General features: G+C 51.1%; 13 protein-coding genes. 11 read left to right on the plus strand and 2 right to left on the minus strand.

Features of this window, described 5'->3' with window-relative positions; all coding sequences use genetic code 11:
• Nucleotides 1–19: 19 nt before the first annotated feature.
• The 5 genes from rfbH to DXB70_RS02165 all read left to right on the plus strand — a co-directional run bounded on the left by rfbH (nucleotide 20) and on the right by DXB70_RS02165 (nucleotide 5,999).
• Nucleotides 20–1,375, plus strand: coding sequence for a lipopolysaccharide biosynthesis protein RfbH (gene rfbH / locus DXB70_RS02145; protein ID WP_117796291.1), 1,356 nt, complete (start codon nucleotides 20–22; stop codon nucleotides 1,373–1,375).
• 121 nt (nucleotides 1,376–1,496) lie between these two features.
• A complete protein-coding gene (locus tag DXB70_RS02150) occupies nucleotides 1,497–2,390 on the plus strand; it encodes a LicD family protein (RefSeq protein WP_118672608.1) in 894 nt (297 codons plus the stop codon).
• A 110-nt stretch (nucleotides 2,391–2,500) separates the two neighbouring features.
• On the plus strand, nucleotides 2,501–3,457 hold the full coding sequence (locus tag DXB70_RS02155; protein WP_117796321.1) for a glycosyltransferase family 2 protein: 957 nt from the start codon (nucleotides 2,501–2,503) through the stop codon (nucleotides 3,455–3,457).
• A 14-nt stretch (nucleotides 3,458–3,471) separates the two neighbouring features.
• Nucleotides 3,472–5,217, plus strand: a complete 1,746-nt coding sequence (locus tag DXB70_RS02160; protein ID WP_118672566.1) for a D-alanyl-D-alanine carboxypeptidase family protein — start codon at nucleotides 3,472–3,474, stop codon at nucleotides 5,215–5,217.
• 188 nt (nucleotides 5,218–5,405) lie between these two features.
• Nucleotides 5,406–5,999 carry a hypothetical protein gene (locus tag DXB70_RS02165; RefSeq protein ID WP_181357194.1) on the plus strand — a complete coding sequence of 198 codons (594 nt, stop codon included), beginning with the start codon at nucleotides 5,406–5,408 and terminating at the stop codon, nucleotides 5,997–5,999.
• Between the two features lie 136 nt (nucleotides 6,000–6,135).
• On the opposite strand, the gene DXB70_RS02170 is transcribed toward DXB70_RS02165, so the two are convergent.
• Nucleotides 6,136–7,113, minus strand: coding sequence for a zinc dependent phospholipase C family protein (locus DXB70_RS02170; RefSeq protein ID WP_118672567.1), 978 nt, complete (start codon nucleotides 7,111–7,113; stop codon nucleotides 6,136–6,138).
• Between the two features lie 241 nt (nucleotides 7,114–7,354).
• On the opposite strand from DXB70_RS02170, the gene DXB70_RS02175 reads away from it, so the two are divergent.
• Nucleotides 7,355–8,713 carry an amino acid carrier protein gene (locus tag DXB70_RS02175; RefSeq protein ID WP_118672568.1) on the plus strand — a complete coding sequence of 453 codons (1,359 nt, stop codon included), beginning with the start codon at nucleotides 7,355–7,357 and terminating at the stop codon, nucleotides 8,711–8,713.
• Nucleotides 8,714–9,221: 508 nt separating this feature from the next.
• Here DXB70_RS02175 and DXB70_RS02180 read toward each other — a convergent pair.
• On the minus strand, nucleotides 9,222–9,662 hold the full coding sequence (locus tag DXB70_RS02180; RefSeq protein WP_107000687.1) for a hypothetical protein: 441 nt from the start codon (nucleotides 9,660–9,662) through the stop codon (nucleotides 9,222–9,224).
• Between the two features lie 283 nt (nucleotides 9,663–9,945).
• Between DXB70_RS02180 and DXB70_RS02185 the strand changes: the two genes are divergently transcribed.
• The 5 genes from DXB70_RS02185 to DXB70_RS02205 are packed head-to-tail and all read left to right on the plus strand — an operon-like array spanning nucleotide 9,946 to nucleotide 14,026.
• The gene (locus DXB70_RS02185; RefSeq protein WP_107000686.1) at nucleotides 9,946–10,473 is read left to right on the plus strand and encodes a peptidylprolyl isomerase; all 528 of its coding nucleotides are present in this window, start codon (nucleotides 9,946–9,948) and stop codon (nucleotides 10,471–10,473) included.
• A gap of 3 nt (nucleotides 10,474–10,476) precedes the next feature.
• Complete coding sequence (locus DXB70_RS02190; protein ID WP_118672569.1) at nucleotides 10,477–11,178, plus strand: GNAT family N-acetyltransferase; 702 nt, start codon at nucleotides 10,477–10,479, stop codon at nucleotides 11,176–11,178.
• A 55-nt stretch (nucleotides 11,179–11,233) separates the two neighbouring features.
• Entirely contained in the window at nucleotides 11,234–12,145 is a 912-nt protein-coding gene (gene ispE / locus DXB70_RS02195) for a 4-(cytidine 5'-diphospho)-2-C-methyl-D-erythritol kinase (protein ID WP_118672570.1), read from the plus strand.
• The gene (locus DXB70_RS02200) at nucleotides 12,129–12,809 is read left to right on the plus strand and encodes a GntR family transcriptional regulator (protein WP_118672571.1); all 681 of its coding nucleotides are present in this window, start codon (nucleotides 12,129–12,131) and stop codon (nucleotides 12,807–12,809) included. The genes ispE and DXB70_RS02200 overlap by 17 nt, the downstream gene beginning before the upstream one ends.
• Nucleotides 12,806–14,026, plus strand: coding sequence for an aldo/keto reductase (locus tag DXB70_RS02205; RefSeq protein ID WP_118672572.1), 1,221 nt, complete (start codon nucleotides 12,806–12,808; stop codon nucleotides 14,024–14,026). The genes DXB70_RS02200 and DXB70_RS02205 overlap by 4 nt, the downstream gene beginning before the upstream one ends.
• Nucleotides 14,027–14,094 lie beyond the last annotated feature (68 nt).

A 14,094-nucleotide genomic window follows, 5' to 3' on the forward strand; every position in this document is an offset into this window, starting at 1 on the left:
CAAAAGCAGGAGGAGAAACATGGCAGAAGAAAAAGTAACCCTGTCGGACGGAAAAGAGGCTGCGCGTCAGCAGATTCTCGATCTGGTGGCAGAGTATTGTGATAAATATCATAATCAGAAAAAAGAATTTACCGAGGGACAGCGGATTCCGTATGCGTCCCGCGTTTACGATAACCATGAGATGGTCAATCTGGTAGACAGTGCGCTGGAGTTCTGGCTGACCTCCGGACGTTACACCGATCAGTTTGAGGCGGGGCTTGCGAACTACCTGGGCGTCAAATACTGTTCCCTTGTAAACTCCGGTTCCTCCGCGAACCTGATCGCATTTATGGCGCTGACTTCCCCATTGCTGGGAGAGCGCCGGGTGTGCCGCGGCGATGAGATTATCACGGTTGCGGCAGGTTTCCCAACGACGGTAACCCCGGCGATCCAGTATGGCGCAGTTCCAGTGTTTGTGGATGTGACGATTCCACAATACAACATCGACGCCGATAAGCTGGAGGCGGCGCTTTCAGAGAAGACGAAAGCGGTTATGATCGCCCACACACTGGGAAATCCGTTTGATTTACAGAAGGTAAAAGAATTCTGTGACCGTCATAACCTGTGGCTGGTGGAGGACAACTGTGATGCCCTCGGAAGCCGCTATGAGCTGAACGGCGAGTGGCATTTTACCGGTACGATCGGAGATATCGGAACGTCCAGCTTTTATCCGCCGCACCACATGACGATGGGCGAGGGCGGCGCCGTGTACACGGACAATCCGCTTTTAAACAAGATTATCCGCTCCTTCCGCGACTGGGGACGCGACTGTGTCTGCCCGTCCGGCTGCGATAACCTCTGCGGTCATCGATTTGACCGCCAGTATGGTGAGCTGCCGCTTGGCTACGACCATAAATATGTATACTCCCATTTTGGATATAATTTAAAGGCGACCGATCTGCAGGCGTCGATCGGCTGCGCGCAGCTTGAAAAGTTTCCATCCTTCGTGGAGCGCAGAAAACACAATTTCGCCCGCCTGAAAGCGGGACTTGCCGGAACCGAGGACGCATATATCCTGCCGGTTGCCTGTGAGCATTCCGATCCGAGCTGGTTTGGTTTTCTTCTGACCTGCCAAGAGGGTGTAGATCGGAACAAGGTAGTCAAATATGTCGAGGAAAAGGGCGTGCAGACGCGTATGCTCTTTGCCGGAAACCTGATCAAGCATCCGTGCTTTGATGAGATGCGGAAAGAAAACTGCGGCTACCGCGTAGCCGGAACTCTGGAAAATACCGACCGTATCATGCGCGATACCTTCTGGGTCGGCGTTTATCCGGGCATGACAGATGAAATGATTGATTATATGGCAAAGACACTTCGTGAGGCATGCCGTCAGTAGGGACGGGGACCGCGGCAATTCACAGGTGGGGAGATACTCTGCCTGTAAGAAAATGCCTGTGAAAATGAGCAGCTGTGACAGAGAAAGAACAGTTACAGGAGAAAATGAGGGGACAACCATCATGAATGAGGAAAAATCAGAGAGCCGCAGGGCGGTCAAACTGCCGCCGTGTCCGGGGCTTGAGAAGGTTCACCGGGCGAATCTGCGCCTTTTGAAGGAGATAGACCGGATCTGCCGGAAATACAAGATTTCCTATATGCTGGATTCCGGGACACTTTTGGGCGCGGTGCGTCATGAGGGATTTATCCCGTGGGATGATGATGTCGATCTGGCATTTACACGTGCCAATTATGAGATGTTTTTGAAGGTAGCGCCGCGGGAGCTGCCGGAGGGAATGTCCCTGCTGCGCCCGGAGGAGATCCGGGGTGGCAAGGTGTTTTATGATTTTACAACGCGTGTCATCTATGACAACAGCCGCGTCCATGAGGACAATGAGCAGATGCAGTTTTATGAGGGAAAATTAAACCATCTCTGGGTGGATCTGTTCGTCCTTGACCGCCTGCCGGATAGTAAGGTGGGCGCGTGGAGCGCAAAATTTCTTCAGAAGGTTATTTATGGAATGGCGATCGCACACCGTGATCAGATTGATTTCAGCAAATACAGCCTGATGGATAAGCTGCGGGTTGGTGTGCTGGCAGGTGTGGGGCACCTTGTCCCGATGCCGGTTTTATTTAAGCTGCAGAGACTTGCAGCGGCGAAGGATCGCAAAAAGAAGACGAAACACTGGTATTACAGCAATTACCAGCCGGATTATCTCTATGTAACGCTGGAGGGCGCATGGTGCGAGCGCGCGGTGGATCTGCCGTTTGAGGACACAAAGCTGATGGTGCCGGTGGGCTATGAGCATGTGCTGGAGTGGATTTACGGCGACTATATGACGCTGCCGCCGGTGGAAAAACGGGTTCCGGCACATTCTTCGATAGCGATCGAAATTTTGGATGACCCGGATGCTTAATTGAAAGATGAAATATGAGTAAGAAAGATAAGAAAAAACGGACAGACAGCATGGAAGATAAGAAGAAAAATGAAACCAGACAGTCGACCATGCAGAACAGGATGGAAAATATGAACGGACAGAAACCAAAGACGATCTCGATCGTGATTTCTGTTTACAACGAGGAAAAGGCGCTGCATGAGTTCTATCGGGAGGCAACTCCGGTTTTTGAGGCGCTGCCGTGGAATTACGAACTGATTTTTGTCAACGACGGAAGTGCGGACGCCTCGGGGCAGATTCTGGCAGAACTGGCAGCAGCGGATCCGCGGGTACGTGTGATCAACTTTTCCCGTAACTTTGGCCATGAGGCGGCGATGCTTGCGGGGCTGGACCACAGCAGCGGGGAGGGCATCGTGTGTATGGATGCCGATCTGCAGCATCCGCCGGAATGTGTGGCGCAGATAATCGAAAAATTCGAAGAGGGCTATGAGGTTATCAACATGGTCCGGACGAAAAATAAATCGGCTGGATTCATCAAAAACCTGACGTCTTCTGCTTTTTATAAATTTTTGAACAAGATTTCAGATGTGAAGCTGGAAAATAACGCATCCGATTTCTTTGCGCTGACTGCCAATGCGGCGCAGGTGTTAAAGACCAATTACCGGGAAAAAGTGCGTTTCCTGCGCGGCTATGTGCAGAATATCGGATTTAACCGGACGACCATCGAGTATGAGGCGAGAGCCAGGGTGGCGGGCGAGAGCAAGTACAGCATCCGGAAATTATTTAAATTTTCGATCAATACGATTCTCTGCTTTTCGGATCTGCCGCTAAAGCTCGGCATTTACTCGGGAATTATCGTGGGCTTTCTGGGGCTGCTCGTGATGCTGGAAACGATTTATGAGTGGGCGGTCAAAGGAACGCCCAATGGTTACGCGACGATCGTAGTGCTTTTATGCTTTATGTTCGCGATGCTGTTCGTGATTGTGGGAATTATCGGGGAGTATATCGCGATCCTGTTTACAGAATTGAAGGATCGTCCAATTTATATCGTTCATGATACAAAAGGATTTCCGGAAAAGGAAAGCTGACAGGAAGGAATCGTATGAAGAGATTAAGACGTTTACTGATAAGTTTGATGATTACGGCACTGATGGCTGCCGGAATGCCGATGACGGCATTTGCAAAGCCGGACTGGCCCTCGGATACGGGGATCGAGTCGGAGGCAGGCATTGTCATGGATGCGGACTCCGGGGCGGTTTTATTTGGGCAGAACATCCATGTGCAGAAGGCGCCGGCAAGTATCACGAAAATATTGACGGCGCTCGTAGTCATTGAGAACAGCAGTCTGGATGATACGGTCACATTTTCCCACGATGCCGTTTACAACGTGGAAGATGGCAGCGGAAACAAGAACGCCATCGAGGAGGGCGACACGCTTTCGGTGCGCGATTGTCTCTACCTGCTGCTGATGCGTTCTTCCAACCAGGCGGCGAATGCGCTGGCGGAGCATGTGGGCGGAAGCCGCGACGGTTTTGTGAAGATGATGAACGAGAAGACGGCGGAGCTTGGCTGCGAGAACAGCCATTTTGCGAATCCGTCCGGTCTGAATGACGACACACAGCTCACTTCGGTGTATGATATGGCGCTGATCGCATCGGCGGCGTATAAAAATGACACGCTTTTAACGATCAGTAAGGATAAGAGCTACCGATTACCGGCGACGAAGAACAATCCGGACGGTGTGACCATCCAGCCGGAGCACAAGCTTCTTATCACGACTGACACAGAGAGTCCGAACTATTATCCATATGCGGTAGCCGGAAAGACCGGTTACACATCCGTTGCGGGGCAGACGCTTGTTACCTATGCGATCAAGGATGACAGACGCCAGATTGCGGTCACGATGAAGAGTACGCAGGCGACCCATTATCAGGATACGATTGCATTGCTGGATTTCGGCTTTCTACGGTTTGAAAATGTAAATATTTCGGAAAATGAGACGGCATACACAAGCGGCGATCAGCCGGTGCAGATCGGAGACAATAGCTATCAGCCGTCCGATTTATCGATGGATACGTCGGCAGTCATCACGATCCCGAAGGATGCTTCGTTTGCGGATGCGGAGAAGACGGTGGTAACGGATCTGCCGGAGGATGCACCGCTGGGCGCGGTGGCACTGCTTTCTTACAAATACAACGACCGCAAGATCGGACAGGTGTATCTGATCAGCGCATCGGCGGCAGAAGCGGCAGCAAACGGGGAGACGGCTCCGGATGACGGAAATACGGCATCGGATCCGGCAGCATCCAATACAGGCGCGTCCGGAAAACCAAAGCAGGCGAAATCTTCGTTCCACCTGACCCTGCCGAAACTTCCGAAAGTATCGGTGAGAACGGTGCTGATTGTGGTCGTCAGTGTGCTTCTGGCAGCGGCGTGTGCGGCGCTTGTATGGTTGTTCTACCAGCGTCATCAGGAAGAAAAGAGACGCCAGGAGGAGCGGAGAAAACGGAGAAGACAGCGTCTGCAGGAGATCGGCTGTTCGCAGGAAGAGTTTGAAAAACTGCTTGAAAAGCGGATGGGCGCGTCCTACTGGGCGTCTGGCACAGCGGAGGCAGATGAGAGCACAGAGCAGGCGGAGTCTGACATGGATGTGCGATCTGGTTCAGGACAGGTTCCGGCGGCAGATGCAGCCGCGTCCCGGCTGGCAGAGAGTGGAAAAGCAAGAACTGGTTCCACGGAAAAGAAGCCGCTGAAAGAAAAACTTGCACAGAAAGAGGCAGAGGATGCCAAAACACAGCAGGGTGTGCAGGAGGATGACACAGAGCTTACGGTTGAGGATCTGGATTGACAACCTGGATGCGCTAAATGGCTGTAAAATGGTTCGGATGGATTGTTTACGGGAGATTTTGGAAAGTATGAAGATTTTTTGAATTTTTCTAAAATGACTACAAAAACAAAAGGCGATATTATATAATAGCCATGCGGTTCGGACTGGTTCCGGCTGTGAATGAGTGAATGAAGGGATAGAAGAACACGATGAAAAAACTTCTGATAATGATGGTTGCGTGTATGGCGCTGCTCAGCGGATGCACGGAGAGTACGATTGTAAAACCGACTTCTGAGACGGTAGTCGGAGATCCGAATTTTGAGACACAGGAAAATGTTGAGATTGACTGGACACAGGTCAGCACGGACGCGGAAGACATGTTCAAGGATACAAGTACCTACGAGTACGGCCGCGATTTCCATTTCTATATGGAGCCGAACAAGAAACAGATCATGCTGATCTGGGTAGTGGCAGATGATCTGCCGGATGATCAGATAGGAACCTATGCGGAAGATTTAATCAAGGGATTCAACGACATTGTCCACACCCAGGACTTCTCGATTGAGATGTCCGGTGAAGATTCCTACGGCGGACTGTGGAAACAGTATGCACTGTCCTACAGCATCGTTCCGGAGAGCGACCAGGATAACGAGGACGCATGGTTTATCAGTGGTTCCTATGAGGCTGGCGCAGATTTCAAACTTCCGGATACCAAAGAGCTGATTTCCAAGGTGAAAGAGAAAGAAGCAGCAGGCGAGTACGATACGACTGAGGCGGAGGAAGAGACAGAGAACGCAGAATAAGAGGTTGTCTGTACAGACACGGGATATTTTCTGTGTATAATTAAGAGAAAAGTGATCAAAAAAGCTGTCATATGAGAAACAGATGAGTGTTCTTCATATGACAGCTTTTATTTACCAGGAACCGAAGTACGTGTTTTCACTCAACAGGTAGTCCGCTGTGATAAGACTCATTCCCCAGTTCAGCCAGAAGCGGCGATAAATCCTGTTTATCTAACGGTATGTTGTCTGTGACGGCGCTGTTTAAAAGCGCATAGACACGGCTGCATTTGTCCAATGTTTCATGGAAGAGATCAACAAACGAGGCGGTTGAGACGCGGGTCGGATCCCACGGGTTGCCCCATGCTTCGTGGTTTAGGTTACAGCTGCTCCGGTAGTCGGTTACGGAGTCCGTTACCATTTTCGCGGAAGCAACTGGGTGGTTGACGAAGATGGATTCGACCTGTGCAATGCCGAATTTTTTCTTGCCGTTCTTGTCCGAGAGTGTCCGGCAGCCGAAGCGCAGCGCCCAGATGGAGCGGTGCACCATCGCCGGAGTAACCTGGAAGTTGTTGCGGTAGGTGATAGGATAATAGGTTTCGTTGATACAGGAAGCCAGAAAATGGGAAATGAACTGGATTTCCTGTCCATTTAGACAGATCGTGGCGGTCTGGTTAAATTCGGACGGCTTCTTTTTTTTATATTTCCAGAGCAGGATCGCGTCGAGCTCATTTTCCAGATGTGCGTGCATCCCGTGATGCATGGAGGTCGGGGCATCCACCGGATAGCCGATGCGCCCGTACACGTAAGGATGACAGATCGAATCGGCAATGTAATGGTTTATAAATCCGGCCAGATAGGAGATGGCTTCCTCCTGCTGCTGGCGCGAGCGGATGGTTCCAATACGGCGCAGACAGCACTCAAAAAAGGCGTTTACCTTGTGTTCGTGCATATAGGAACCGACGTTGCGGTAATCGCGGTGGCGCAGGATCGGGATATTATAGAAAAACATATCCGGTCCCTGCAGACCGAGCTGGTAGAGCCAGCGGTATTTGGCGATCGTGTGTTTTAAGGGTGTGAACGGCATATCGTTGTATGCTTTCATGCCGAATATATAGTGCGTGGTAAAACCTGGCATATTGTTTTCATCCTTTCCAGAAGGACAGAGATTTGGAAATTTGTCCGCCTGTCCGATATGCTTATTGTAGCACTGCCGGTCTGGTTTGTCATGGGGTTTGCGGATGTTTACAGAAAGTGTAAGAAAAGGTGGATGGAAAGAGAGTTCTCGGAAGGCAATATCACGGCTTGGAGAATGAAATATCATAGTAAATCATAAGATTGGTTTGATAGAGTGAAAATAGATATAGAAAGGTGCTCGGATGGAAGCACTCAGAATCGTACAGAAAATGGTGTGGGGACCGTGGCTTCTGGGACTGTTTCTGGCGGTTGGAGTCCTCTGCATGGTGCGTCTGCGGGGATTTCCGATCCGTCATATCAGAGTCTGGTGGGAAGAGACGGTTGGGAGCGGCGGGAAAGGACAGCTTTTGACGACCTGCACCGCGCTGGCGGCGACGGTCGGAACGGGAAATATCACGGGCGTGGCAGCCGCGTTGGCGATCGGTGGTCCAGGTGCTGTGTTCTGGATGTGGGCGGCGGCATTTCTGGGGATGGCGCTGGCATATACGGAGGTTTATCTGGGAATTTTGTATGGGGGCGGACCTTATGTCTATCTGGAAAATGGGGTTGGAAGCTGTTTCGCTGGAAAATGCTATGCCCTGTTTTGCGTGCTGGCGTCGCTTGGAATGGGATGTATGGTACAGGCGGGGGCTCTGGCGGATAGTCTGCGCTATGCAGCGTCCCTGCCGCCGCTTGGAACCGGTATCATACTGGTAGTTTTGACTGCCGTGGTGCTCTTTGGCGGGGCAAAACGCATCGGATGGACGGCTTCGGTTCTGGTACCGGTATCGGCGGGGCTGTATCTGCTGGCAGGTGGAATCGCCGTGTTCAGTTTTTATGATCAGATACCGGAAGTATTGATGAAAATTGTGGGCGGGGCATTTGGACTGGCAGATAATGCAGGACAGACGGATGGAAGCAGTATTTTGAATTTTTCAGGAATTTCGGGCGGGATGACCGGGTACGGAATGGCAGCGGCGATCCGGAGCGGGGTATCGCGCGGTGTGTTTTCCAATGAGGCGGGCCTGGGGAGTCTGGCGGTGCTGCATGGGATGAGCGAGGGAAAGGGGAGGCTAAGACAGAGGCAGGAAGCGCAGAAACAGGGAATGTGGGCGATTTTCGAGGTGTTTTTCGATACGATCATAGGGTGCAGCCTGACCGCTTTTTTACTGCTCTGTGTATTTCCGCACAATCTGACCGGGAAGATCGATTCCCTGGGCGGCAGCGGCGCGGTGGCGGCGGCTCTGGCAGCCCGTTTTGGAAATGCAGGCGGCATAGTGACGGCGGCGTGCATGGTGCTGTTTGCCTTTGCCACGATCCTTGCCTGGTTTTACATCGGTGATCAGGCACTTGGATGGCTGATGCGGGATGTCCCACAGAAGCGTGCCGACAAAATATGTATTTTGTATCACGGGGGTTATCTTGTTTCGGTCTTTCTCGGCTGCGTCAGCCGGATGGAAGCCGTCTGGGCGGTATCTGATATTTTCAATGGGCTGATGGCGGTGCCAAACCTTGCAGCGCTGGTGGTGCTTGGCAGGAAGGTACGAAGACCGGAACGGTGAGAGAATTGAGGGATTCAGATACAACAAAAGACCTCTCCAGCAGTGAGAGGTCTTTTGGTATTGAAAAAGGGAGGAGAGCTGATATAAACTCAGCTCGGTATTATGAAAAAAATTTGTAAGCATTGCTTGTTGCTATGGTTATAGTATAGGGAAAAATCGTGAAGAAACCATGTTAATTGTGTAAAAGGTTTTTTAATGAAGTGTGAACGAAATATGAACGCGGAACATGGATTCCATGATCCTGGTAAGTATGTTTTATGTTCAGAGGATCGAAAATGGCAGCCTGGGCAGGAAGCGCAGATATTTTGCGTGCTTCGTCTGTCAAGACTGCCATAAAAAATACGGGTATAAAGTGTGTCAGCAAGTTACTGTACACGGGTAGGCACTTTTGGAACCGAAAGTGCCGTAAGAAAACGTGGTGGTAGCAGGAATTTGCCGTATTTAAATGCGAAGCCACGGCAAATTCCGTTACTGGGCACGTATGCGTGAACAGTAACGTCAACAATCCTTATTCCGCTTTTTTAACTGATAAAACGGTTCCGCTGAATGCATCCACTTCACTGACGGTTCCCGTATACGTTACGGTAACTTTATCCCCATCTTTTACATCAGAAAGCCCGTCCGGTTTCTGATCCTGCTCGAAGCTGAATTCATAATCGGTTCCGTCGGCGGTGATCGTAAACATAAAGTCTTTGATGTCGCTGATCGTACCAGTCATTGTGGACTGTTTTGCATCGGCAGTTCCTTCGGATGGAAGAACGGCGTCTTTGGCGTCTTCTTTTAAATCATCCATCGGGCTGCTTTCGTCCATGCCATTCGAGCTGGACTCGGAGGAGGCGGACTGGGACGATTCATTAGCAGTCGGTTCATTCACGTTTTTGGAAGAGCAGGCGGTTGCGAGCGAGAGGATCGCAGCCGCGCCCAGGATAGCAAAATATGTTTTTTTCATAGTACATTACCAACCTTTCTTTTGACTTAGTTTGCTCACAGATGTATGATGCAGGACAGATGATGATTCCTGAGCGCAACATTCATCTTTTCGCATAGAATGTCCATTTCGACATTGTGCTATACATCTTAAACCATAAATGTGAATGAATTGTGAGGAGAAACTTACGAAATGTAAAGAAAATGGACAAATATGGAACGAAAAACAGTCGATTTTCGAACGTTCTTATGGTATAATGTGACCACTTAATGAGGTATTTTTTAAAATTCAGGAGGAAACATACATGAAAAATCCAGTTGTTACCATTGAGATGGAAAATGGCGATATCATGAAGGCAGAGCTCTACCCAGAGATTGCGCCGAACACAGTCAACAACTTTATCAGCCTGATCAAGAAGGGCTTTTATGATGGTCTGATCTTCCACCGTGTCATCAAGGGCTTTATGATTCAGGGCGGATGCCCGAATGGAAACGGTATGGGCGGTCCAGGGTATACCATCAAGGGTGAGTTCAGCCAGAATGGTTTTACGAACAATTTCAAGCACACCAAGGGCGTTCTCTCTATGGCGCGTGCGATGGACCCGAACTCCGCAGGTTCCCAGTTCTTCATCATGCATGAGACTTCCCCGCATCTGGATGGTCAGTATGCATCCTTCGGGAAGGTAGTTGAAGGTCTGGATATCGTGGACAAGATTGCCGGTGTCCGCACCGACTGGGGCGATCGTCCGCTGAAAGAGCAGAAGATCAAAAAGATGACCGTTGACACCTTCGGCGAGGAGTACCCGGAGCCGGAAAAAGGAAAAGAAAGATAATCTATGACAATCGAACGAGAAGTAACCATTGCGGGACAGACATACCCGGTAATTCTCTCCGATGAAAACGAAGCTCTTCAGGCTGCGAAAGCAGCCGGGAGAGCTATTGTTGGCTTATGGAGGGAAAATGAGGAAAAACAGCCAGCCGACTATTCATTTTGCCTTTACCTTATTACAGACCCTGAAGACGCCGATGAAACATTCCTGGAACGCGTCGTCCGCCGCCATCTGGCTCTCCCGTGGTTCATCGCGGAAACCGACCGCCTCATCATTCGTGAATTTTCCCGGGACGATCCGTTGGAACCGGCATCCGCTGAGGATGCCGACGGAACTTTCTCCGACTGGAACAAACGCGAGGAATACAGGAAACACCAGTACCGCTTTGCCGAGTGCGGTTTGTGGGCGCTGGAACGCCGCGCGGACGGGGTGCTGGTTGGAAAGGCGGGGCTGACAGACGGAGAACTGGGATATCATATTTATGAACCGTTCCGCCGTCAGGGTTATGCGCTGGAAGCCTGCCGGGCGATTGTGAAATATGGGTTTGAAACGCTGGAGTTGGATAAGATCCGGCTTCGCACGAAGCGTTCCAACACGGCTTCACGGATATTGGCGAAAAAAATGGGATTCATTCAGGTACCTTCATCCTGCAAGGATTCTATTGTATTTTGTATGCAAAAAGGATATAATAGCTTGTATACAAAATAATGAAAAAATACAATCTAGTGTGATTACACTAAGGGAACGATGGGAGGAATGACCGATGATCAGGCATCTGGAGCTGAAAGCATATGGAAAGATCAATCTCGGTCTGGATGTAGTCCGCCGGAGAGAAGACGGCTACCACGAAGTGCGGATGATCATGCAGACGGTGCGCGTGTACGACGCGATCGAACTGAACCGGACGGAAGAAGAGGGAATCCGTCTTTCAACGAACCTTTATTATCTGCCGGACAATGAAAATAACTTAGGTTACCGCGCGGCGAAACTTCTGATGGATGAGTTTGGAATCCGCGACGGTGTGGAGATCAAGATGAAGAAATTTATCCCGGTGGCAGCCGGGATGGCAGGCGGCAGCAGCGATGCGGCCGCAGTCCTGTTTGGTGTCAACAAGATGTTCGGACTGGGGCTTTCGAAACAGGAGCTGATGGAGCGCGGCGTCCGTCTGGGGGCGGATGTGCCGTACTGTATCATGCGGGGAACGGCTCTTTCAGAGGGAATCGGGGAGATCCTGACACCGCTTCCGCCGATGCCGCAGTGCCGCGTGCTGATTGCCAAACCGGCGGTCAGCGTTTCGACGAAGCATGTGTACGAGAGCTTAAACCTGCCGTCTCTGGGTGCAGAGGCGCATCCGGATATTGATGCGATGCGGGCGGCGATCGAGAAAAAAGACCTCTCCGGCGTCGTTTCACAGCTTGGAAACGTGCTGGAAACGGTGACGATCCCGGAAAATCCGGTGATTCAGACACTCAAAGATAAGATGATGGAGATGAGCGCGGACGGCTCTTTGATGAGCGGAAGCGGTCCAACCGTATTTGGCTTGTTTACGAACCAGACGGCGGCGCAGGCGGCGTATGAGGAACTCCGCTATGGCAGCAGCCAGGATCTGGCGAAACAGGTATACCTGACTAGTTTTTACAACAGGAAGGGGCACGCAGATGGGGAACAATTTTGAGGTTAAAATGAATGAATATCTCCCACTCAGGGATGTTGTATTCAACACACTCCGGCAGGCAATCTTAAAGGGAGAGCTGGCACCGGGCGAGCGCCTGATGGAGATCCAGCTGGCACAGAAGCTGGGCGTCAGCCGCACCCCGATCCGTGAGGCGATCCGCAAGCTGGAGCTGGAAGGACTCGTTCTGATGATTCCGCGGCGCGGCGCGGAGGTGGCGCGGATTTCGGAAAAAAGCCTGAAAGATGTGCTGGAAGTGCGCCGTTCGCTGGAGGAACTGGCGATTGAGCTGGCGTGCCAGCGCATGACGGAAGAAGATATGCAGGCATTGGAAGAAGCACAGAAAGCATTTAAAGCGGCGATTGATCAGGGCGATGCGATGAAGATCGCGGAGACGGACGAGGCATACCATGACGTGATCTACCATTCGACCCGCAACAAGCGTCTGGTGCAGATTTTGAACAACCTGCGTGAGCAGATGTACCGGTTCCGTCTGGAATACATCAAGGACGAGGATAAACGGCAGATTCTGCAGTTAGAGCATGAAAAAATATTGGAGGCACTGCGTCTGCGCCATATGGCGGAGGCAAAGGCGGTAGCCAGGGGGCACATAGATAACCAGGAAATTACGGTACTTAAGAATTTAAAGGAGCGGAAGGAAGTATGACATTTAAAGAATTGTACCTGTCCGGACAGGTTCCATTTGAGGAAATCGATCGCTATATTTCCCGTTGGAACCGGTCGGATGATGAGCGGACACTGGCAAAATATCTCGGTCTCAACGCCGATGAGGAGGATGTCTGGATCGATGACAGCGACGAGGCACTGAAAGAGACGCTGGACGCAAGAGAAAGGGTAGCCGGTACGCCGGTTACCCTTGGAAAGACGGATATTATCGTCAATAAAAATGGATTTGGCGCGCTGCCAATCCAGCGTATTTCTTTTGATGATGCGAAGGTACTGCTTCGCAAGGCGTATGACGCGGGTGTCCGTTTCTTTGATACGGCGCGCTTTTATACGGACAGTGAGGAGAAGATCGGCTATGCGCTGAGCGACGTGCGCGAGCATATCTATATTGCGACCAAGACAGCGGCAACGACGGCGGAAGGCTTCTGGAAGGATCTGGAGACGAGTTTACATAACTTAAAAACAGACTACGTGGACATTTACCAGTTCCACAATCCGGCAGTCTGTCCGAAGCCGGGAGACGGAAGCGGTCTTTATGAGGCGATGCTCGAGGCAAAAGAGCAGGGGAAAATCCGTTTCATCGGCATCACGAACCACCGCATGAGCATTGCGGAGGAGGCGATCGAGTCGGGGCTTTACGATACCCTGCAGTTCCCATTTAATTATCTTTCCACCGAGCGGGAGATCGCGTTGGCGAAGGCCTGTGCGGAGCACGAGATGGGATTTATTGCAATGAAGGGTCTGTCGGGCGGTCTGCTGACCAATTCGGCTGCGATCTATGCCTATATGGCACAGTTTGAGAATGTACTGCCGATCTGGGGTGTACAGAAGGAAAGCGAGCTGGACGAATTTTTAAGCTACATTGGCAATCCACCGGAACTGACGGACGAGCTGAAAGCTGTTATTGAAAAAGACCAGAAAGAGCTGGCAGGTGAATTCTGCCGGGGCTGCGGCTACTGTATGCCGTGTCCGGCAGGAATCGAGATCAACAACTGTGCGCGTATGTCCCTGCTTCTGCGCCGTTCTCCGTCAGCGAGATACCTCTCCCCGGAGGGACAGGCGAAGATGAAGAAGATAGAGGACTGCCTGCATTGCGGACACTGCAAGTCGATGTGCCCGTATGGTCTGGATACGCCGAAGCTTTTGGAGGAGAATTATAAGAATTATAAAGAGGTTCTTGCAGGGAAGAGACTGTAAAGAGAGGATAAATGCAAGAGGCATTTTTCCGTTACTGGGCACGTATGCGTGAACAGTAACTAGAAATG

This window comes from Clostridium sp. OM05-5BH (genome assembly GCF_003481505.1).
GTDB lineage: Bacteria > Bacillota > Clostridia > Lachnospirales > Lachnospiraceae > Otoolea > Otoolea fessa.

Coding starts and splice junctions, on each gene's coding strand:
- rfbH (WP_117796291.1), top strand. CDS start 20: ATGGCAGAAGAAAAAGTAACCCTGTCGGACGGAAAAGAGGCTGCGCGT.
- DXB70_RS02150 (WP_118672608.1), top strand. CDS start 1,497: ATGAATGAGGAAAAATCAGAGAGCCGCAGGGCGGTCAAACTGCCGCCG.
- DXB70_RS02155 (WP_117796321.1), top strand. CDS start 2,501: ATGAACGGACAGAAACCAAAGACGATCTCGATCGTGATTTCTGTTTAC.
- DXB70_RS02160 (WP_118672566.1), top strand. CDS start 3,472: ATGAAGAGATTAAGACGTTTACTGATAAGTTTGATGATTACGGCACTG.
- DXB70_RS02165 (WP_181357194.1), top strand. CDS start 5,406: ATGAAAAAACTTCTGATAATGATGGTTGCGTGTATGGCGCTGCTCAGC.
- DXB70_RS02170 (WP_118672567.1), bottom strand. CDS start 7,113: ATGCCAGGTTTTACCACGCACTATATATTCGGCATGAAAGCATACAAC.
- DXB70_RS02175 (WP_118672568.1), top strand. CDS start 7,355: ATGGAAGCACTCAGAATCGTACAGAAAATGGTGTGGGGACCGTGGCTT.
- DXB70_RS02180 (WP_107000687.1), bottom strand. CDS start 9,662: ATGAAAAAAACATATTTTGCTATCCTGGGCGCGGCTGCGATCCTCTCG.
- DXB70_RS02185 (WP_107000686.1), top strand. CDS start 9,946: ATGAAAAATCCAGTTGTTACCATTGAGATGGAAAATGGCGATATCATG.
- DXB70_RS02190 (WP_118672569.1), top strand. CDS start 10,477: ATGACAATCGAACGAGAAGTAACCATTGCGGGACAGACATACCCGGTA.
- ispE (WP_118672570.1), top strand. CDS start 11,234: ATGATCAGGCATCTGGAGCTGAAAGCATATGGAAAGATCAATCTCGGT.
- DXB70_RS02200 (WP_118672571.1), top strand. CDS start 12,129: ATGGGGAACAATTTTGAGGTTAAAATGAATGAATATCTCCCACTCAGG.
- DXB70_RS02205 (WP_118672572.1), top strand. CDS start 12,806: ATGACATTTAAAGAATTGTACCTGTCCGGACAGGTTCCATTTGAGGAA.